18 protein-coding genes and 1 riboswitch are annotated in these 19,743 nt (G+C 43.3%); of the genes, 15 read left to right on the top strand and 3 right to left on the bottom strand.

Annotation, left to right across the window (positions count from 1 at the left end; all coding sequences use genetic code 11):
• The 7 genes from M3P07_RS16635 (at nucleotide 1) to M3P07_RS16605 (ending at nucleotide 8,369) form a co-directional block, all read left to right on the top strand.
• Nucleotides 1-1,062 (top strand): NAD(P)/FAD-dependent oxidoreductase, encoded by a 1,062-nt coding sequence (locus tag M3P07_RS16635; RefSeq protein ID WP_249971057.1) that lies wholly within the window; start codon nucleotides 1-3, stop codon nucleotides 1,060-1,062.
• Nucleotides 1,063-1,203: 141 nt separating this feature from the next.
• A riboswitch (SAM riboswitch) is annotated at nucleotides 1,204-1,308 on the top strand.
• Between the two features lie 104 nt (nucleotides 1,309-1,412).
• Nucleotides 1,413-2,414 carry a homocysteine S-methyltransferase family protein gene (locus tag M3P07_RS16630; protein WP_249971056.1) on the top strand — a complete coding sequence of 334 codons (1,002 nt, stop codon included), beginning with the start codon at nucleotides 1,413-1,415 and terminating at the stop codon, nucleotides 2,412-2,414.
• 7 nt (nucleotides 2,415-2,421) lie between these two features.
• Nucleotides 2,422-2,703, top strand: coding sequence for an antibiotic biosynthesis monooxygenase family protein (locus tag M3P07_RS16625; RefSeq protein WP_249971055.1), 282 nt, complete (start codon nucleotides 2,422-2,424; stop codon nucleotides 2,701-2,703).
• A complete protein-coding gene (gene metH / locus M3P07_RS16620) occupies nucleotides 2,704-5,397 on the top strand; it encodes a methionine synthase (RefSeq protein WP_249971054.1) in 2,694 nt (897 codons plus the stop codon). It begins immediately after the preceding gene.
• A gap of 43 nt (nucleotides 5,398-5,440) precedes the next feature.
• Complete coding sequence (metF, locus tag M3P07_RS16615; RefSeq protein WP_249971053.1) at nucleotides 5,441-6,394, top strand: methylenetetrahydrofolate reductase [NAD(P)H]; 954 nt, start codon at nucleotides 5,441-5,443, stop codon at nucleotides 6,392-6,394.
• 60 nt (nucleotides 6,395-6,454) lie between these two features.
• Nucleotides 6,455-7,561 (top strand): acyloxyacyl hydrolase, encoded by a 1,107-nt coding sequence (locus M3P07_RS16610; RefSeq protein ID WP_249971052.1) that lies wholly within the window; start codon nucleotides 6,455-6,457, stop codon nucleotides 7,559-7,561.
• 58 nt (nucleotides 7,562-7,619) lie between these two features.
• Nucleotides 7,620-8,369, top strand: coding sequence for a head GIN domain-containing protein (locus M3P07_RS16605; RefSeq protein ID WP_249971051.1), 750 nt, complete (start codon nucleotides 7,620-7,622; stop codon nucleotides 8,367-8,369).
• Here M3P07_RS16605 and M3P07_RS16600 read toward each other — a convergent pair whose 3' ends face one another.
• Nucleotides 8,370-9,230 (bottom strand): AraC family transcriptional regulator, encoded by an 861-nt coding sequence (locus M3P07_RS16600; protein WP_417952755.1) that lies wholly within the window; start codon nucleotides 9,228-9,230, stop codon nucleotides 8,370-8,372.
• A gap of 128 nt (nucleotides 9,231-9,358) precedes the next feature.
• On the opposite strand from M3P07_RS16600, the gene M3P07_RS16595 reads away from it, so the two are divergent.
• The 6 genes from M3P07_RS16595 to M3P07_RS16570 all read left to right on the top strand — a co-directional run bounded on the left by M3P07_RS16595 (nucleotide 9,359) and on the right by M3P07_RS16570 (nucleotide 12,841).
• Nucleotides 9,359-10,453 carry a serine hydrolase domain-containing protein gene (locus M3P07_RS16595; protein ID WP_249971049.1) on the top strand — a complete coding sequence of 365 codons (1,095 nt, stop codon included), beginning with the start codon at nucleotides 9,359-9,361 and terminating at the stop codon, nucleotides 10,451-10,453.
• A 58-nt stretch (nucleotides 10,454-10,511) separates the two neighbouring features.
• Nucleotides 10,512-10,745, top strand: coding sequence for a thioredoxin family protein (locus M3P07_RS16590; RefSeq protein WP_249971048.1), 234 nt, complete (start codon nucleotides 10,512-10,514; stop codon nucleotides 10,743-10,745).
• A 108-nt stretch (nucleotides 10,746-10,853) separates the two neighbouring features.
• Complete coding sequence (locus M3P07_RS16585) at nucleotides 10,854-11,462, top strand: MarR family winged helix-turn-helix transcriptional regulator (protein WP_249971047.1); 609 nt, start codon at nucleotides 10,854-10,856, stop codon at nucleotides 11,460-11,462.
• Nucleotides 11,459-12,055, top strand: a complete 597-nt coding sequence (locus M3P07_RS16580) for a Crp/Fnr family transcriptional regulator (protein WP_249971046.1) — start codon at nucleotides 11,459-11,461, stop codon at nucleotides 12,053-12,055. Before M3P07_RS16585 ends, M3P07_RS16580 begins: the two co-directional genes overlap by 4 nt.
• Before the next feature lie 92 nt (nucleotides 12,056-12,147).
• Nucleotides 12,148-12,432, top strand: coding sequence for a hypothetical protein (locus M3P07_RS16575; RefSeq protein WP_249971045.1), 285 nt, complete (start codon nucleotides 12,148-12,150; stop codon nucleotides 12,430-12,432).
• Between the two features lies 1 nt (nucleotide 12,433).
• Nucleotides 12,434-12,841, top strand: coding sequence for a group III truncated hemoglobin (locus M3P07_RS16570; RefSeq protein WP_249971044.1), 408 nt, complete (start codon nucleotides 12,434-12,436; stop codon nucleotides 12,839-12,841).
• Here M3P07_RS16570 and M3P07_RS16565 read toward each other — a convergent pair.
• Nucleotides 12,838-14,289: a pyridoxal phosphate-dependent decarboxylase family protein gene (locus tag M3P07_RS16565; protein ID WP_249971043.1), complete on the bottom strand. Its 1,452-nt coding sequence runs from the start codon at nucleotides 14,287-14,289 to the stop codon at nucleotides 12,838-12,840. The genes M3P07_RS16570 and M3P07_RS16565 overlap by 4 nt on opposite strands.
• Before the next feature lie 139 nt (nucleotides 14,290-14,428).
• Here M3P07_RS16565 and M3P07_RS16560 point away from each other — a divergent pair, with 139 nt between their 5' ends.
• Both M3P07_RS16560 and M3P07_RS16555 read left to right on the top strand, forming a co-directional pair.
• Entirely contained in the window at nucleotides 14,429-15,406 is a 978-nt protein-coding gene (locus M3P07_RS16560; protein ID WP_249971042.1) for a helix-turn-helix domain-containing protein, read from the top strand.
• Between the two features lie 62 nt (nucleotides 15,407-15,468).
• Entirely contained in the window at nucleotides 15,469-18,714 is a 3,246-nt protein-coding gene (locus M3P07_RS16555) for a glycosyltransferase family 117 protein (RefSeq protein WP_249971041.1), read from the top strand.
• 5 nt (nucleotides 18,715-18,719) lie between these two features.
• Here the strand turns inward: M3P07_RS16555 and gldA are convergent, their stop codons facing one another.
• Complete coding sequence (gene gldA / locus M3P07_RS16550) at nucleotides 18,720-19,616, bottom strand: gliding motility-associated ABC transporter ATP-binding subunit GldA (protein ID WP_249971040.1); 897 nt, start codon at nucleotides 19,614-19,616, stop codon at nucleotides 18,720-18,722.
• Between the last annotated feature and the right edge of the window lie 127 nt (nucleotides 19,617-19,743).

Raw genomic sequence — 19,743 nt, 5'->3', positions numbered from 1 at the left:
ATGATAAAGACAGATATACTTATTATTGGAGCGGGACCAACAGGGTTGTTCACCGTTTTTGAAGCAGGACTTTTAAAGTTAAAGACCCATTTGATTGATGCACTGCCACAGCCTGGTGGTCAATGTTCCGAAATCTACCCCAAAAAACCCATATACGACATCCCGGCCTATCCCGAGATTCTGGCTGGGGATTTGGTAGATAAGCTGATGGAACAAATAAAACCTTTTGAGCCAGGATTTACTCTTGGTGAGCGTGCCGAAACTTTGGAAAAACAAGAAGATGGTTCCTTTATCGTCACTACGAACAAAGGGACCAAGCATCATGCACCCGTTGTGGTTATTGCAGGTGGTTTGGGATCCTTCGAACCGAGAAAACCTTTGATTTCCAATATTGCAGATTACGAAGATAAAGGGGTGGTCTATATGATCAAGGACCCCGAAGTTTATCGGGATAAAAAGGTGGTAATCGCAGGTGGGGGTGATTCTGCTTTGGACTGGGCGATTTATTTGGCAGATGTGGCCTCAGAAGTTGCCTTGGTACATAGAAGAAATGAATTTAGGGGAGCTTTGGATTCTGTGGAAAAGGCGTCGGAATTGGCCAAGTTGGGCAAGATTCAGCTGTATACCGAAGCGGAAGTAAAGGAAATCCATGGCGAAAATGAACTGAAGGCCGTTGTGATAAAACACAATGATGAGGCCAAAGGGCAAACCTATGTGGAAACCGATTACTTTATCCCCTTGTTTGGGTTGTCACCAAAATTGGGCCCAATCGGAAATTGGGGCTTGGAAATACAAAAGAATGCCATTAAGGTAAACAATGCCAAGGATTATCAGACCAATATTCCAGGTGTGTTTGCTATTGGGGATGTAAATACCTATGAAGGCAAATTAAAATTGATTTTGTCTGGATTCCACGAGGCAGCGGTTATGTGCCAATATGCCTATCAAATCATCAATCCGGACAAGCGTTTTGTTATGAAATATACCACCGTTGGCGGAGTACAGGGCTTTGATGGCACTAAGAAAGAGGCCAAAAAAGAGGTGGTGCAAAGTATAGTCTAGAGCTTTTTTTAGATTATTTTGAGTTAGTCAACGCCCTCCAAAGCATTGCTTCGGAGGGTATTGACCAACAAAATGCAGATTTCTGTTGTTTTTGAGGACAAAACGTGGTTATTTTGTCCTCAGTTCATTTAAAAATTGAATTTGTTATCAAGAAAGGTGGAGGGAATAGACCCGCTGAAGCCTTAGCAACCCTCGACTTCGAGAAGGTGCTACTTTCTACCCAAAACAACCTGGGAAGGATAACCAGACAATTACGGCCTCCCGTATTTTCTTCATATTTCTTGATACCATATTAGAAGTTATCGTCCTATCGTACCTAGTTGAGATAGGGAATCGATACCATATTATTTATGAAAAAGATCGAGGAAATACTAAAAGAGCGAATCCTGATACTGGATGGGGCCATGGGTACCATGCTCCAACGCTATAAATTCACAGAGGGGGACTTTAGGGGAGACCGCTTCAAGGATTGGGAACACCCATTGGTTGGAAACAACGACTTGTTGTCGCTAACACAACCGGACGCCATTGCAGAGGTTCATAGGAAGTACTTCGAGGCCGGGGCGGATATTGTCGAAACCAATACCTTTTCTGGGACCACCATCGCGATGGCCGATTATTTCATGGAAGAATTGGTCTATGAACTCAATTATGAATCGGCCAGGATTGCCAAAGAAGTGGCTGATGAGTTTACGGCAAAGGAGCCCGACAAACCCAGATTCGTGGCCGGAAGTATTGGTCCCACCAATAAGACGGCCAGTATGTCTCCGGATGTCAATGACCCGGGTTACCGCGCCATATCCTTCAATGAACTTCGCATTGCCTATAAGCAACAGGTAGAAGCTTTATTGGACGGGGGAGCGGACCTTCTCTTGGTAGAGACCATTTTTGATACGCTAAATGCCAAGGCGGCATTGTTCGCAATTGAGGAAGTGAAGGACGAGCGCGGAATACATGTTCCGATAATGGTCAGTGGAACAATTACGGATGCTTCCGGGAGAACCCTTTCGGGCCAGACAGCAGAGGCTTTCCTGATATCGGTTTCCCATTTACCTATTCTTTCGGTCGGATTCAATTGCGCCTTGGGAGCAAGTCAATTGGTGCCCCATTTGGAGGTGGTTTCCGCTAAGTCGGAATTTGCCATTTCGGCACATCCCAATGCTGGGTTGCCCAATGCCTTTGGGGAATATGACGAAACTCCGGAGCAGATGGCTTCACAGATTAAGGAATATTTGGAAAAAAGCTTGGTCAATATTGTTGGAGGATGTTGTGGGACCACGCCCGAACATATAAAGGCCATCGCGGACTTGGTGAAAGAATATAAACCTCGTAGGCCTTTGGTCTTGAATTAAATCGCTTATGGTTCTAGAGGTGGCAATATTAAACATTAAACATGGCCTTGCTTCAGCGTTTGAAGCAAGTTTTGACGAGGCTTCCTCAATAATCACCGGGATGAAGGGATATATGGGTCACGAACTGAAAAAATGTATTGAGAAACCTGACCAGTATATACTATTGGTCAAATGGGAAACTTTGGAAGATCATGAGGAAGGATTCAGAAAATCTGAGGAATATCAAGGATGGAAGAATCTTCTGCATCATTTTTATGAGCCATTTCCCGAAGTATTGCACTATAGCTAAATGATAGATCAAAAAACAAAATACTTGAAACTTAGTGGTCTGGAACCCCTGATCATTACCCCGCACAGCAATTTTGTGAACGTGGGTGAGCGTACCAATGTGGCCGGTTCCAAAAAGTTTCTTCGATTGATCAAGGAGCGGAAGTTTGAGGAAGCGCTGGACGTGGCCAGACATCAAGTAGAAGGTGGGGCACAGATTATCGATATAAATATGGACGATGGCCTTATCGATGGAAAAGAGGCCATGGTCAATTTTCTGAACCTTATAGGTTCCGAGCCCGATATTGCCCGTGTTCCCATCATGATAGACAGTTCCAAATGGGAAATTATTGAGGCAGGACTGCAAGTGGTGCAGGGTAAATGCGTTGTGAATTCCATCAGTTTAAAGGAAGGCGAGGCGGAATTTATTCGTCAAGCCACCTTGATTAAAAGATATGGAGCGGCGGTTATTGTAATGGCCTTTGATGAAGTTGGCCAAGCCGACAACTATGAGCGACGGATCGAGATTGCCAAACGTTCCTACGATGTTTTGGTGAATGAGGTGAATTTTCCTCCGGAGGATATCATCTTTGATCTAAACATTTTCCCCGTTGCGACCGGGATGGAAGAACATCGTAAAAATGCTATTGATTTTATAGAAGGTACCCGTTGGGTGCGGGAAAATTTGCCATACTGTAGTGTTAGCGGTGGGGTGAGCAATGTTTCCTTTTCCTTTAGGGGAAACAACCCGGTTCGTGAAGCCATGCATTCTGTGTTTTTGTACCATGCCATTAAGGCTGGGATGAACATGGGTATCGTGAATCCAGCTTTGCTGGAAGTATACGACGATATTCCTAAGGATCTATTGGAGCATGTTGAGGATGTGATTTTGGATAGGAGGGATGATGCCACCGAACGCTTGCTGGAATTTGCAGAAACCGTTGTGGGCAAGGCCAAGGAAAATAAAGTGGATCTATCCTGGCGGGAAGAGCCTTTGCAAAATCGGATAACTAGAGCTCTGGTAAAGGGCATAGACCAATATATAGTTGAAGATATTGAGGAGGCTAGGCAACTGGCATCTAGGCCACTTGAGGTGATCGAGGGCAATTTGATGACCGGTATGAACGTGGTGGGCGATCTATTTGGAAGCGGAAAAATGTTTTTGCCCCAAGTGGTAAAATCGGCCAGGGTGATGAAGAAAGCGGTGGCCTACCTAACCCCATATATCGAAGCATCCAAAGACGCAAGTACATCAGCAGCAGGAAAAATTCTTATGGCCACGGTAAAGGGCGATGTCCACGATATTGGCAAGAATATTGTAAGCGTGGTATTGGCCTGTAATAACTACGAAATTGTGGACCTGGGTGTGATGGTACCGCCAGAAGTCATCATACAAAAGGCCAAGGAGGAACAGGTGGACATAATTGGATTGAGTGGTCTGATCACCCCTTCCTTGGATGAAATGGTCTTTTTGGCCAAAGAGATGGAACGGCAACAATTTACAGTTCCACTCTTAATCGGTGGCGCAACTACGAGTAAAGCCCATACAGCTGTAAAAATCGACCCGGTTTATAGCCAATCCGTGGTGCACGTTAATGACGCGTCCAGAGCTGTGACCGTAGTAGGGGATTTGCTTCAAAAAGAAACTTCGGACAATTATAAAAAGTCCATAAAGCTAGACTACGAGAGTTTCCGTGATCGTTTCTTGAACAGGACCAAACAAAAAGAATATTTGACCCTTAAGGAGGCCCGGAACAACAAGTTGAAGTTGGATTGGAATGCCTCTGAAATCAAAAAGCCCAACGAGCTCGGGGTTCAGGTTTGGGAGGAATTTGACCTTAAAAAACTCAAGCCTTTTATTGATTGGAGCCCATTTTTTAGAAGTTGGGACCTGCATGGGAAGTATCCAAACATCCTAACAGATGAAATAGTGGGTGAACAGGCTTCGGAACTCTTCGAGGATGCCCAAAAAATGCTGGACCAAATATTGGAGGAAAAGCTGTTAAAGGCCAAAGCTGTTTTTGGACTTTTTCCAGCGCAACAGGTGAACGAGGATGATATCGCCATTTCGGCCCAAAGCGGTGCGAATGGGGACAGTTCTAATTTCATCTTCCGAACGCTTCGCCAACAACTCAAAAAGCGGGAGGGAGTACCCAACATTGCCCTTGCTGATTTTATAGCTCCAGAATCTTCCGGGAAACAAGATTATATGGGTTGTTTTTGTGTGACCACCGGTTTTGGTACGCAGGAATTGGCTCAGGAGTACGAAAAAAACCTTGACGATTACGGCTCCATTATGGTAAAAGCATTAGCAGACCGGTTAGCGGAGGCCTTTGCTGAGTATTTGCACAAAGAGGTTAGGACCAAACACTGGGGCTATGCCCTAACAGAGCAGTTGTCCAACGACGAACTCATTGACGAAAAATATCGAGGGATTCGTCCAGCGCCAGGTTATCCCGCTTGCCCTGACCATTTGGAAAAAATCACCATTTGGGAGGTTTTGGAGGTGAAGGAAAAAATTGGGGTGGAACTAACCGATAGCTTGGCCATGTGGCCCGCTGCGAGTGTTAGTGGATATTATTTTGGCCATCCTGAAGCCAAGTACTTTGGTTTGGGGAAGATCAAACCGGATCAGGTCGCCGATTTTGCCGAACGCAAGGGAATAGCTTTAAAGGATGCCGAAAAATGGCTGGCTCCAAACATCGTAGAAAACTAACTTTATTTCAATAACCAATAACCTACCTACAACAACAAATTGAATGAAAGTAACAGACCACATAAAAGCAGCAAAAGGAGAAACGCTTTTTAGTTTTGAGATAATTCCACCAGTTAAAGGAAGAAGTATTCAGGAATTATACGACAATATTAACCCTTTAATGGAATTCAAACCCCCATTTATCGATGTGACAACTTCCAGGGAAGAATTCGTTTACATTGATCGCGATGGTCTTTTGGACAAAAAACTTACCCGCATGCGCCCCGGGACTTTGGGAATCTGCGCTTCGATCAAGCATAAGTACGACGTGGATACCGTACCCCATGTTCTTTGTGGTGGATTTACCAGGGAGGAAACGGAATACTTGTTGGTGGACTGTCATTATTTGGGTATCGATAATGTTATGGCCCTTCGCGGGGATGCCATGAAAGAAGAGAAGTATTTTGCCCCAACCTCTGGCGGCCATAAGTACGCTTCGGATCTTGTGGAGCAAATCCAGGAATTGAACAAGGGAAACTATTTGCACGAAGTGATCGAAACCGACAATTGTGCTAACTTTTGTGTTGGAGTGGCCGGGTATCCGGAAAAGCATATGGAGGCCCCCTCTTTAAAAACCGATTTAAAGCGTTTGAAGCAAAAGGTGGATTTAGGTGCGGATTATGTTGTGACCCAGATGTTTTTCGACAATCAAAAATTCTTTGAATTTGTGGACGAAGCACGTAAAATCGGCATAGAAGTACCCATTATTCCAGGTATTAAACCCATCGCTGTAAAACGTCACCTTCAATTATTACCCCAAGTGTTTCGGGTAGACATTCCCGAGGATTTGATAGAGGCTGTGGAGTCTTGTAAAAGCAACAAGGAGGTACGCCAGATTGGTGTGGAATGGTGTATCAAGCAGTCCAAGGAGTTAAAGGATGCCGGGGTACCTGTACTGCATTACTACTCCATGGGAAAATCGGACAATATCAAGGCTATAGCCAAGGCTATTTTTTAATTGTTTGCAGAGTTTCGAAACCCCTGGGGCATCTATCAATAATGCCTATTTTTGCCCCTCATGAAGCGCTTGCTAACCATTTGTGCTATTGTTTGCCTGCTAGGTGACCTTGGATTTGGCCAATCCCAAGATATTTCTAAGAAATATGTATTGGATGCAAGCCATTTTTATGGCTCCATACTGCTTCATAACCCGGATATCTCACATTTGATCACGGAGCATCCGAGCGGCTTCATACTCGGATTCAATAGAAAACGCTACGGCCAAGAGGAATGGGAAGCCTTGTACGGTTACCCGGATACAGGATTCACCTTCATTTACCAGAATATGCACAACCCTACCTTGGGCAATCACTTTGGTGTGTATGCCCATTATAACTTTTATCTGTTCAAAAGAAATGTGCAGCTAAGGGTGGGGCAAGGAGTCGCGTACAATACCAATCCTTACGACAAGACCACCAATTTTAGGAATAATGCCTACGGGACCCATCTTTTGAGTTCAACCATGGTCATGCTCAATTATCAACGGGATAACCTCTGGAAGAATTTGGGCGTAAAGGCTGGCATATCTCTGATACATTATTCCAATGCCAATTTTAAGGCACCCAATACCTCCACCAATACTTTTGCCTTAAACCTTGGACTGTCCTACGATTTGGACCCAGAAGTGAATCCCGATTTTCTTCCTAGGGTTACAAAGGAAAAAACAAAGGAGCCCCTTCGATATAATCTTGCATTAAGAGGGGGTGTCAATGAAAGTGATGTCAATAATTCTGGGCGATACGGATTCTGGATTATTTCTGCCTATGCGGATAAACGATTGAGTAGAAAAAGTGCGATCCAATTTGGAACTGATTTGTTTTTCTCCAATTTTTTGAAGGAATTGATTCGGTTGCAGGCCACTTCGTTTCCAGAGTTGGACGTAGACCCGGATACCGATTTTAAACGGGTGGGAGTGTTTTTGGGCCATGAATTGTTTATCAACAAAATGAGTGTGGAGACCCAGCTGGGGTACTACCTGTATTATCCCTTCGATTTTGAAGGCAGGGTGTACAATAGGGTTGGATTGAAACGATATTTTGGCGAAAAGGTTTTTGGTGCCATAACCCTAAAATCGCATGGGGCAAAGGCCGAAACGGTCGAATTTGGAATTGGGGTAAGATTGTGAATGTAAGATGCTGAACGTTAAAAAAACGACATATAGTTATCAAGTAATTTCGAGGGTGATGGAGAAATCCGTGCTACTGCTATTTGTGTTTTTGATGGCCTGCAACGGGGACAAGGTACCGGATTGTTTTCAGAACGCTGGGGAATTGACCCGAAGGGTCACCGAAACTGGACCATTTTCAAAAATTACCGTTTTTGAAAACATCAACCTGGTGCTAATTCAAGGGGAGGAGCAAGGTGTGGAAATCAAAACTGGGGAGTTTCTTCAAGATGAGGTGTCTGCTCAGGTGAATGGAGATAGATTGGTGCTCCGCAACGAAAATGGCTGCAATTTTATCCGGGATTACGGCCTGACCACAGTATACGTTACCTCACCCGATATTGAGGAAGTCCGAAGTAGTACGGGGCTCTTGGTATCCAGCGATGGGCCACTCAACTACGGGAATCTTACTTTGATTTCAGAAAGTTTCAACAATCCGGAAACGGAAACCACGGATGGTTCCTTCGACTTGGAACTGGATGCCTCAACGGTAAGAATTGTTGCCAACGGGATTGCCTATTTTAAATTGCGGGGAACAGCCAATGATTTGCAAATTGGAATTGCAGCAGGTGATTCCAGGGTGGAAGCCGAAAACCTGGTTGCGCAAACGGTGGATATCAATCACAGGGGTACCAACGATATCTTGGTAAATCCACAACAACGTATTTCGGGAATAATTAGAAGTACAGGAGATGTAATTAGTTTCAACCGCCCACCAGAGATTGAGGTTGAAGAGATCTTTAATGGGCGTTTGATATTCAGGGATTGATTACTTGATCGGAATATAGATTTCCGTTTTAAGCTTACCCTCCTCGGTTTTTTCGGGATTGTTGAGGTATTTTTCCCTTGTAGGTACTTCACGAAGCTCATGGTCACTTTCCAAAAGCCAGGTGTTAAAGATGTAATCGTAAACCTCTCCTAAATTCGCATAACTGCCTTGGTAATGGAAAACTGCAAACTTTCCACCCTGTATGGTTTTGGTTCCCACCTTCCCATCAGGTTTAGCTTCTTTATGGATAATGAGGCAGGCATCATACCGAATATTGTTTTCTTCGGTTACGTTGGGGTCGTCAAAGGGTAACCCGATGTGCTCTATGCCAGCAGTAAACAATTTCTGGTTTTTTACCACAGCCCATAGGGTTGCCCAGGCCGAAGGATAGTCCAACTTTTGGTAAGCGCCCTTGAGGGTGACGTAAATGCAGTTTTTGTCCTCCACAGTGAGGATCTTTGGCTTTTTGATGTTCAAAGATGTTGTTTCCATTCGTTTTATTGTATTTATGATTAATGATTTACTTTTTCTATATGCTGAAGGAGTTGTGCCGAAATGTTGTTTAAATGCCTTGGTTAAGGAAGAAGGGGTGTCATAACCCACGGCATATCCAATTTCTTCGACCGACATTTGGCTGTATCGAATCATTTTGGCGGCAGTTTCCAACCGAATACGTGTAATATAAGCACCGATGGGTTCGCCCAACAAGGCCTTGACTATGCGATGAAAATGGAACGGGGAAAAATGGGAAAGTTCCGCCAAGGTTTTCAACTCGATCTTTTCATCCAAGTGGTTATCGATGTATTCCAAAACCCGATTCAATTTCTGATGATAAAGTTCTTTGTTCCTGCTTTGCTGCATTTCCGGTTTGTTTAGGACAAATGTAGACGGAATTGGCAGGAAAGTCTTTTCCATTCTTGCTGATCTTCACCCAAGCTATTTTTTGTTCTTTGGAATTCTCACTATGTTAGGTGGCATAAGGGCAACTGGTGAGGACACTTCTTTCAAACATTAAAAAATGGTTTTCCAATTCGGGAGCGAAATTGCCCAAGGATTTGGAAGGGCTTGAGAAAATAGAGACCATTTTTCAAAGTTTGGCTGTAGATGAAAGCATCCCTGGAATGGGGGTGGCTGTGTTCAAAAAAGGCAGACAACTACTCCAAAAAGGCTATGGCCATGCAAATTTGGAGCGGAAATTGGCCGTAGCTCCAGAGCGTACCTTATTCCGTATTGCCAGTATTTCCAAATGCATTACCGGATTGGCGTTGGCGAAGATGGTTGAAGAAGGTTTATTGACCCTAGACGATTCCTTCCAAAAGCACGTGACATATTTTCCCAACAAGGAATTTGATTTCACCCTAAGACAATTGGCTGGGCATACCGCTGGAATTCGCGGGTACCGGGGTAAGGAATTTGCACTAAATAAGGAGTTGTCCATAAGGGACAGTTTACAAATTTTCCAAGATGACCCACTTCAATTTGAACCCGGAAAGGGGTATTTGTACAATAGCTTTGACTATGTATTATTGTCGTTGGCCATGCAAGAAGCCAGTGGGATTTCTTTTGAAGATTATGTTCAAAACAAGGTGTTGGAACCCTTGGGAATGATTCATACGCTGTCCCCTGCGCAGGTACGTGGGAATCCTAACTTTTTGGCCTCCCAAAAATTACAAATGGCAGAGTTTTACACCAAAACAAGATCGGGTTTTAAACAAGCAACACCAGTGAACAATCAATATAAATTGGCAGGCGGAGGATACCTTTCGACAGTTTCAGATATGGGCAAACTGGGTCAAGCTATTTTGGAAGGAAAATTGGTGTCTACCGGTTTACTCAAGGAGGTTTTGACGGCTCAAAAGGTGATTGGGGATTCAACCTATTACGGTTTAGGCTTTCAAGTGAGTCAAGATGCCCAAGGTAGGCCGTTTGTGGGGCATGTGGGCAATAGTGTGGGTGCATACTCCAATCTTTTTGTATACCCCGAGGAGGAAATTGTGTTTGCTTGTCTGATCAATTGCACAGACCCTAAAGTACAGGGGCAACTGGATAGTTTGTTGGAATTTTTGCATACTAATGTTATATAGTAAGGAATCCTTACTATATTTGTATCGCAATAGTGCGATAACCTTTAATTTTAAGTACATGAGTAAATCAGTTTTTTATCATGCTGGATGCCCGGTATGCGTGAGCGCGGAGCAGGATTTGGTAAACCTAATTGGGAGTGATAAGGTTTCCATCGTTAACATTGGGGAGGAAAAATCCAGAATTCCAGAGGCCGAAGGGTACGGGGTTAAGTCGGTTCCAGCCTTGGTTACTCCTAATGGGAATGTGCTGCACATTAATTTTGGTGCTTCCATCGAGGATATAAAGGGTTAATTTCGCCCTTTAATGTTAGGAATCCTAATAAAATGCAAAGGCAATTTGCGAAACTTATAATTAGGATTACTAACTTAGCCTGTCGGATTTTCCGGCAGGCCCTTTTTTATGGATAGCAAAAGTACATTTGACCCGCATCGGCAGCAACATGACCTTTCCAGTAAAATAGTAATTGGATTGGAACGTGTTTCCCAAGCCTTTAAGGTAATGCTGTGGAACAAAGCGAAGGAATTCGGATTAAGCCCAATACAAATCCAAATCTTGATTTTTGTGGCGCACCACCGAAGTGAATTCAACAATGTAAGTGCCTTGGCCCAAGAATTCAACGTTACCAAGCCTACTATAAGTGATGCCATTCGAGTTCTGGATAAAAAAGCTTTGATCATTAAGGACTACTCCTCCGAGGATAACCGCAGCTATACTATTGTACTATCTGGTTTGGGAAGCGAAGTAGTGAAAGGTACCGAGCATTTTGCAGCAGGCCTAAGTGATTATTTTGATGGTGTGAATCCTACCGATAAAGAAGGATTTTTTAAAGTATTGTCTGAACTTATTCATCGGCTGAATAGGGAAGGTGTTTTAACGGTACAGCGAACGTGTTTTGCCTGTAAGTTTTATCAAAAAAATCCGGACCATCACTATTGTCATTTGTTGGAAAAACCATTGATGCATGAGAATATTCGCTTGGATTGTGTAGAATTTGTGGAAAAGACATGATTCCTGAAGATTTACTACATCAATATGGTGCTGAAAAAGTCACCTTACAGAAAAAGGAGGTGCTTTTTCATGTAGAGACCCAACCCCGATATTACTTTCAGGTTTTATCTGGAAAAATCAAGATGAATAATTACAGTGAAGAAGGTAAGGAGTACATCCAGGGTATCTTTCTGGCCGGTTCCAGTTTTGGGGAACCTCCATTGTTTCAGGAATTGGCTTATCCTGCACAAGCTGAGGCTGTGGAGGATTCAACCGTTTGGAAACTGGATAAACACAAATTCTTGACCTTGCTAAAGGAGCAACCAGAAGTGCATCTGAAATTGACCAAGGTATTGGCCGGCCGGCTGCATTATAAGGCTACTATGGTTGCTGAAATTTCTACGGAAAATCCAGAGCATCGGCTACTTAAACTCATTGATTACTTCAAAATCCACATCCACCGGCTTCCAGAATATGAACCCTATCTGGTGGAATTGTCAAGGCAACAAATGGCAGATTTGACAGGCTTGCGCGTGGAAACCGTGATCCGGGCAGTAAAATCCTTGGAGAAGAAGGGCCTGCTGCAATTGCAATCCCATAAAATTCTTAGGTAGCTTGTTCCCTGGTCGGATTTGATATGATTTCAGTCATAAATCCCAACACCTATTCGAAAATATTTTTGTTCCATACAATGATAAATGACAGGATGATGGAACTATATCTTAAAGGGTTAAAGGAATTTGAAAAGGATGCCACGGGATACTCCGCAATTTTTATCATTGCCCAAAGTTGTTTGGGGTCAGTGGCGGCCATGTATGTTTTGATCAATGGGGTGGATGTATGGCAGATGACCCAACTTTTCTTGGTGACCATCGCCTGTATGGGTTTCAATGCCGCTGTTTTATCCCAGCAAAAGCCGAAAAGCATCCTAAACCTATTTATCCTTAGCTTGTTGGTCAGTACCGCTGTATTAGTTTTAAATTTGTTGTAAGATGTCCAAAGGAGAAATTGAATCAAGGGAAGATGTGAAGCTACTGGTCACCCGCTTTTACGAAAAAGTGAGGCAGGATAAGGAAATAGGGCATTTTTTTAATGAGGTCATTCAAGATTGGCCAGAGCATATCGAAAAACTGGTCGATTTTTGGGAGACCAACCTATTTTTTGTCCAAAAATATAAAGGTAATCCGCTACAAGTGCACGCAGAGGTGGATGATAAGATGGGAAACACCATTACCAATTATCACTTTGGGATTTGGCTACGGCATTGGTTTGAAACCTTGGACACCTACTTTGTTGGGGCAAATGCGGAAAAGGCAAAACAGCGAGCCAGAAATATTAGCGTCCGTATGTTTATTACAATTTTCGAGAACCAAAGGCGCAAAGCACAACCTTCAGATTAATTTTCCACACTGCTTGGTGCAAGTAATGCGTTTGCAAAATGCTCGCAAAGCTTAAGGGTGTCCAGAACATCGTTTAGGGTGGTTCTGGGGTTGATCAAGCACATTCGCAACACTACCTGACCATGTAAAACCGTCGTTACCAACAAGGCTTTCCTGGAAGCCACCACCTGTTCTGAAATATATTGGTTGATTTTATCCAATTGTTGCGCGGTGTACCTTTTCCCAATGGGATGGTATCTAAAATTAATGACCGCCAAGGTAGCTGGAAAAACGACCTCCCAATGTTGGCTTCCTCGTAAGTGATCTTCAACTTTTTCTGCAAGACTGATGTTGTAGCTAATGGCCTTTCGAAATGCCTTAAGTCCAAAAGTCTTGATGGACATATAAAATTTGAGCGCCCTGAACCTTCGGGTCAACTGGATTCCGTGGTCGTAAAAATTTATTTCAGAAGTATTGCCTTCAATGTCCCGGAGGTATTCCGGCTTTTCCGTGAAAGTTTGACTTAGATGTTTGTGATTTCGGACCAAAAGACACCCCATTTCATAAGGTTGGAAAAACCATTTATGGGGATCAACGGTCAAGGAGTCGGCTTTCTCAATTCCCTTCATCAATGCCTTGCCGCTTTTGGACAAAATTGCTGCCGCACCGTAGGCACCATCAATATGGAACCAGATATCTTCCTTTTTACAGATTTTGCTCAATTCTTCCAATGGATCAACCGTTCCTGTGTTGGTGGTTCCGGAAGTGGCAATCAAACAAAAAGGCTGCAGCCCTTCCAGGCGGTCTTTGGCAATACAGTTTTTTAGCTTGTTTACAGCAAACTTAAATTCGATGTCGGTTGGGATAATCCGGATTTGCTCCTTCTTAAAACCCAGGACCCTAATTGCTTTGATATTGGAAGAATGCGCTTGGTCGGAAAGATAGATAACGGCCTTGGAAAAATCCTGCCCGCATTTCACTTTTCTAGCCGTGGTAAGGGCCGTAAGGTTGGCCATCGAGCCTCCACTCGTAAAAATTCCACCTCCTTTTTTGGAGGGAAACCCGAAAATTTTCAACAACCATTGAATGGTAATAATTTCAAGTTCAGCTGCAGCTGGCGAAGCCACCCATCCGCCCGAAAAAATATTGTATCCGGTGGCAAGGGCATCCGCCATCACACTTACATAATTACTTGGACCGGGCACAAAGGAATAGGACTTGGGATGGGACATGTTGGTGCTGTTTGTCATTACCTTTTCCAACACAAATTGAAGCACATCCTCGTGGTTTGAACCTTGTTCAGGAGCTTCCTCCAAGAAAAGGGAGTCCATCTCCTCCCTTGAACCTAGGGCAACCGGGAGCTGATCATTTTGTGTGCAATGATGGTTCACTATGGCATCAACAACTTGATAGCCATAAGCTTGCATGGCCTCTTTTGAAAGTTCTAGTTGGGCGCTGTTCTTTGTCATGGAATCTACTTAGGATTTCGTGCAAAATTACCCAATTTGTTGTCGTAACAACATGATATTTTATTGAAAATGCCAAGCATCAAAATTTACATTGCTTCCGCAAAGCAAATAGTGTACTTTTATTGGGAAAGTATTGAACATGCGCAAATATCTTCTTATTGTTCTTTTGTTTGCTGTTGGGTTTCAGCTATCCGCGCAAAAGGCTATTTCCGGTTATGTGAATCTTGGAGATGGGGAAGATTGGAAGCCTATGGTGTATTTGAGCCAAGTGCCCGTTGTGAATCTGGGCAGTGAATCGGAGGCAATTCCCATTGCCATAGCAGATGTTCAAAAAAATGGCTTCTTTGAATTTGACAAAAAACACTTTTCCGATAGCAATAAGATATATCGTTTGCATGTGGAACGCATCCGGAGCATCCTTAACGATACCCTAGCCAAAGACATCACTTTTATGTTTTCCGGTAAGGACCGCATGGAGTTTAAGAAGGGAAAGCGGATTTTCGCGGAATACTCAACCACCAATCAAGGAAATCTGGAATGGCAAAAGCTAAGGACCTTTGAAAATCGGTTGGTAAGTGGGCTTTTGTCGGAAGAAGATGGGAATGGGCCCAGAAAGGGTTTTATAAAGGACTCCCTTCAGATTTTGATGGTCAAACTTATCGGGTTAAAGCAATTGGAGGAAAAGCAACTATTGGACCGGGATATTTCGGAAAATCCCACCTACTATCTTGGCCTGCTTGACGATTTAAGGGAAAGTCCGATCAAAGCCTCCGAATATTGGTTTTTAGAAAAGAAAATGGCCTATTTGACCCAAGTAGGTGTGCAAAAAGATCTACTAGTCAGTAGATGGCTCAATGTTGTACTCATCATTTTACTGGTTGCGCTGAGCATTTTTGCTGTAAAACAAAGAAATAGGGTGGCATTGGATAATCGGTTGAGCAGACAGGAACAAAATGTAAAGGCCTTGATCTTAGAGGGAAAGACGAATAAGGAAATCGCAAGCGAACTCTTCATCAGCCTCAACACGGTAAAAACCCATATTACCAACATATATTCGAAGTTGAACATAGCCAATAGAAAAGAGTTATTGCAAAAAAGAACGGGTACTAGTACCTAATTGGTCCCCTGGATTTTTTTAGAAGGCTAGGTTCTCTAGTTACTTGCATCTAAAAAGTAAGGATGCGAGACAGGATAAAACAGTTCTTTTTCCCATTTAACGACCGTTTCCAAAATTGGGATACCGCCCTGGGTTGGATCGTATTTCTAAATGCCCTTGTCACATACTCCCTTACCGTTGAACCTACGGTTAGCTTTTGGGATACCGGGGAATATATTGCCACTTCGGCAAAGTTGGAGGTGCCACACCCACCTGGTGCCCCACTTTTCCAAATGGTAGGAGCATTTTTCGGGTTTTTCGCAAAGGACAACACCCAAGTAGCGCTCATGGTGAATTATGTTTCCTGCTTGGCCAGCGCGTTTACCATCCTTTTTTTGTTTTGGACCATTACCCAATTGCTCGGCAAACTTGCGGGGCCATTGACCCAGCGAAAAAGACAACTTATACTATGCGCTGGCTTGGTTGGTGCATTGACCTATACCTATTCGGACAGTTTTTGGTTCAACGCCGTGGAAACGGAAGTATATGCCATGGCCAGTCTCGTTATGGCCTTGTTGATATGGTTGGGTCTTAAGTGGACGGAACGGATGGAAGACCCCAGGGGGCATAAATGGCTATTGCTCATCGCGTTTGTCGTGGGATTGACTTTTGGAATTCAGTTTATGGGATTCTTGGCCATACCTTCTATCGCCTTGTTGTTTTTCTTTAAGCGCTACCCGAAAATTACCGTGGGAAGATTTCTAGTATTCAATGCAGTGGCCGTTTTGTTGCTGATGTTGGTTTTCAAGTTTTCATTAACCTATGTCCTAAAATTGTTTGGATGGGGTGAAGTTTTTTTTGTAAACCAATTGGGGCTGCCCTTTAATTCGGGGTCCATTATTGTGGGACTGGTTTTGGTTTTGGTCTTCTATATGTTGATTCAGTACACCAGAAGAAAAGGCCTTATTCATTTGAACACGACGGTACTTTGTGTGCTCTTTTTGTTCCTTGGTTTTACCTCTTGGTTCCTTTTGCCCATTAGGGCCAATGTCAATGTGGGAATCAATGAAAATAACCCTTCCGATGCGCGGATGCTCTTGGCCTACTACAATCGGGAGCAATATCCAAGTACCGAAAGCCCGTTTTATGGAGCTTATTATTCCGATAGGTTTGCCGAGGTTGAAGTGTACAGGGATGATAATCCCAAGTACGAAAAGAATGAGGACTTGGGCAAGTATAAAATTGTAAACCTCTATAAGAAGGCCATTCCCAAATCCAACAAAGAACACATAGGGCTACTGCCCAGAATGTGGAGCAGCGAACATGCCGAAAACTACATGCAGTATTTTGCGCCATTGGATTTTCAGATTAAAGCTAAATATCTGTCCAATGACGAATTAAGGGAGGTGGCACAACAAATCAAACAAGGTCTTAAGGCCGGGGAGATAGAAATGTCCCAATATGTTAAGTTTCTAAACGATTTTGGAGAATATATTGAGGTTGAACCACCGGGGATTTGGGACAACATAAGGTATTTGGTAGCATACCAGTTCAATTATATGTACTTCCGTTATTTCATGTGGAATTTTGTTGGCCGGCAAAACGATGTTCAGGGCAGATACGACGGAAATGGCGAATGGATCAGCGGAATTGGCTTTTTGGATGCGATGCGTTTGGGAAATCAAAAGGACCTTCCTTTGGATTTGAAGGCCAATAAAGGAAGGAACACTTACTTCTTTTTGCCCTTACTTTTGGGCTTGATTGGAATGGTTTTTCAATTTTCAAGGGATTCCAAGCAGTTTTGGGTGCTTTTTGTCTTTTTTATGTTCACAGGTCTGGCCATCCAGTTCTACACCAATCCGCCCATTTTTCAACCGAGGGAGCGCGATTATTCCCTTGTTGGTTCCTTCTATGCCTTTGCCATTTGGATTGGTATGGGGACCTATGGTCTATATGCATTTTTGCAAAAGCGGGTTCGGTTCCCTAAAAAACCATGGCCCTATTTCATTTTGGTTCTATTGGCCATTCCAGGATTGATGGCTTTCCAAAATTGGGACGATCACGATAGGTCCAATAGATTTACCGCAAGGGCATCGGCCAAGGCCTATTTGGATTCTACCCAACAAGATTCCGGGGCTATATTGTTTACGGTAGGGGACAATGATAATTTTCCATTGTGGTACCTACAGGAAATTGAGGAATACCGGACCGATGTCAGGGTAATTGTCGCAGGTTATTTTGCAACAGACTGGTACATCGACCAAATGAAGCGGAAATCTTATGCAAGTGACCCCATTCCCTCCCAACTCCCCCATGAACTTTATAGTTATGGGACAAGGGATTATGTGTACCACCAACCCCTAACGGATAAGCGATGGGATATCAACGATTTTGTAAAATGGATAGCCAGTGACCATCCCCAAACAAAAAGAAAAAAACTTATTGAACAACAGGGCTTGGATATCAGTAGGTTTTCCCAAAGCGAATTAAATCTTGTCTTTTATCCAACCAATAAAATTAGGGTTCCGGTGAATAAGGAAAAAGTACTGGAAAGTGGGCTTGTGAGTACAAGCGACGAACATCTCATCGTGGATTATATAGATATCGACCTGCCCAATGTGTTGTACAAAAACAGAATATTGATGTTGGACCTTTTAGCCAACAACGATTGGAGCCGTCCCATTTATTTTTCCGGTGGAAGTTTTGATGATGCCGATTATCTCTGGATGAAAGATTATTTACAGTTGGATGGTCTGGCCTATAAATTGGTGCCAATCAAAACAGCGTACGAGGGAGGAATGGACATGGGGAGGATAGATTCTGACGTCTCATTGGATATCATAAAAAAATGGGACTGGGGCAACTCGGGTAGCGATTCGATATACCATGACCCCCAAACCCGGAAGCAGTTTGGTGTCACCTTCCGGCTTTGTTTGGCCCGCTTAACGGAACAGTTGATTGAAGAGGGCAAGGTGGTCCAAGCAGGCGAAATCATAGACCTGGCAATGAAGCAAATACCATTTGAACATTATGGATACTACATGTTTGTGGAACCTTTTTTAGATAGTTATTACAAAGTTGGCGAAACACAAAAGGCCCGTGCCTTGTACAAAAAACTTCAAGGGGTATATCAACAAAGGCTGCAATACTACGCAGGGTTGTCCAGAAAAATGCAAAACATCAAAATTGATGACATCCTATCTGATTGCTATGCCTATAGGAGATGCTTGGAAATGCTTTCTGAAAACAAGGACAATGATTTTTATGCCCAGGAACTAACTGTGTTTGAAAGGGACATGGATAAATTGGGCTATCCGCTCTTGGAATAGGGAAACTACTTATCCGTCAATTCCGTGAATAGACTTTCCAAGTTCTTATTTTTTCTACTCAATTGGAGTGTTTTGAGTGCGTTGTCATGGGCAAAGTCAAAAACGGAAGGCCGCATGTCCTTGTCTGTGGAAAAGGTAAGCTCATACACAAAACCGCCAATATTCTTGACCTTGGTAATATGCGGTAACTTTTGAAGCAGCACGTCTTCCACCCTGTAATCAAACTCTACTTCAATGATCTGTTCGTTGTTTTCACGGAGTTCTTCGAGTTTTTTATCGGCCACCAATTCCCCTTTATTGATAATGATGACCCGATCACATACGGCTTCAACCTCTTTCATGATGTGGGTGGATAATAAAATGGTCTTTTCTTTGCCAATCTCCCTGATCAATTTTCGAATTTCAATTAGCTGATTGGGGTCAAGACCTGTTGTTGGTTCATCCAGGATCAATACGTCCGGGTCGTGCAAAAGTGCGGCGGCCAATCCAACGCGTTGTCGGTAACCCTTGGAAAGCTGTCCTATTTTCTTATGCGATTCGGGAGTTAGTCCCGTTTGTTCCAGGACCCCTTCAATCCTATTTTTGGATACCTTATAAACATCTGCATTAAAGGCCAAATATTCCTTTACATACATTTCCAGATACAAGGGATTGTGCTCCGGTAGATACCCAATACACTTTTTCACGTCACTTTCAGCTTCCAGCACATCAAACCCGTTGACCTCGGCATCCCCGGAATCAGCCTTATAATAGGTGGTCAAAATCCGCATCATGGTGGACTTGCCGGCCCCATTGGGTCCCAAAAAGCCCACAATTTCCCCTTTATCAATGGAAAAGGAAACCTTGTTTAAAGCTGTTTGCTTTCCAAAGACCTTGGTGATATTATTTACAGTGATGGACATGAATTTGGATTTGAACCCAAAAATACAGCTTTAGATAACTTCTTGTAGGGGATTTGCCCAGATTCACAATATTGAAAATTCTTAAAGAAAAGAGAATTTAAGCGAGTAATATTCAAAAAAAGATAGG

This window comes from Flagellimonas myxillae (genome assembly GCF_023502235.1).
GTDB lineage: Bacteria > Bacteroidota > Bacteroidia > Flavobacteriales > Flavobacteriaceae > Flagellimonas > Flagellimonas myxillae.
Note: the sequence above shows the minus strand (reverse complement) of the source record. Positions and strands in the feature narration are given on the sequence as shown.

What these genes read in the sequence shown, in the direction of transcription:
- M3P07_RS16565 (WP_249971043.1), bottom strand. Translation starts at nt 14,289, where the DNA reads ATGACAAAGAACAGCGCCCAACTAGAACTTTCAAAAGAGGCCATGCAA.
- M3P07_RS16600 (WP_417952755.1), bottom strand. Translation starts at nt 9,230, where the DNA reads ATGCAGCAAAGCAGGAACAAAGAACTTTATCATCAGAAATTGAATCGG.
- M3P07_RS16590 (WP_249971048.1), top strand. Translation starts at nt 10,512, where the DNA reads ATGAGTAAATCAGTTTTTTATCATGCTGGATGCCCGGTATGCGTGAGC.
- metH (WP_249971054.1), top strand. Translation starts at nt 2,704, where the DNA reads ATGATAGATCAAAAAACAAAATACTTGAAACTTAGTGGTCTGGAACCC.
- gldA (WP_249971040.1), bottom strand. Translation starts at nt 19,616, where the DNA reads ATGTCCATCACTGTAAATAATATCACCAAGGTCTTTGGAAAGCAAACA.
- M3P07_RS16580 (WP_249971046.1), top strand. Translation starts at nt 11,459, where the DNA reads ATGATTCCTGAAGATTTACTACATCAATATGGTGCTGAAAAAGTCACC.
- M3P07_RS16585 (WP_249971047.1), top strand. Translation starts at nt 10,854, where the DNA reads ATGGATAGCAAAAGTACATTTGACCCGCATCGGCAGCAACATGACCTT.
- metF (WP_249971053.1), top strand. Translation starts at nt 5,441, where the DNA reads ATGAAAGTAACAGACCACATAAAAGCAGCAAAAGGAGAAACGCTTTTT.
- M3P07_RS16575 (WP_249971045.1), top strand. Translation starts at nt 12,148, where the DNA reads ATGATGGAACTATATCTTAAAGGGTTAAAGGAATTTGAAAAGGATGCC.
- M3P07_RS16555 (WP_249971041.1), top strand. Translation starts at nt 15,469, where the DNA reads ATGCGAGACAGGATAAAACAGTTCTTTTTCCCATTTAACGACCGTTTC.
- M3P07_RS16570 (WP_249971044.1), top strand. Translation starts at nt 12,434, where the DNA reads ATGTCCAAAGGAGAAATTGAATCAAGGGAAGATGTGAAGCTACTGGTC.
- M3P07_RS16560 (WP_249971042.1), top strand. Translation starts at nt 14,429, where the DNA reads ATGCGCAAATATCTTCTTATTGTTCTTTTGTTTGCTGTTGGGTTTCAG.
- M3P07_RS16625 (WP_249971055.1), top strand. Translation starts at nt 2,422, where the DNA reads ATGGTTCTAGAGGTGGCAATATTAAACATTAAACATGGCCTTGCTTCA.
- M3P07_RS16635 (WP_249971057.1), top strand. Translation starts at nt 1, where the DNA reads ATGATAAAGACAGATATACTTATTATTGGAGCGGGACCAACAGGGTTG.
- M3P07_RS16610 (WP_249971052.1), top strand. Translation starts at nt 6,455, where the DNA reads ATGAAGCGCTTGCTAACCATTTGTGCTATTGTTTGCCTGCTAGGTGAC.
- M3P07_RS16605 (WP_249971051.1), top strand. Translation starts at nt 7,620, where the DNA reads ATGGAGAAATCCGTGCTACTGCTATTTGTGTTTTTGATGGCCTGCAAC.
- M3P07_RS16630 (WP_249971056.1), top strand. Translation starts at nt 1,413, where the DNA reads ATGAAAAAGATCGAGGAAATACTAAAAGAGCGAATCCTGATACTGGAT.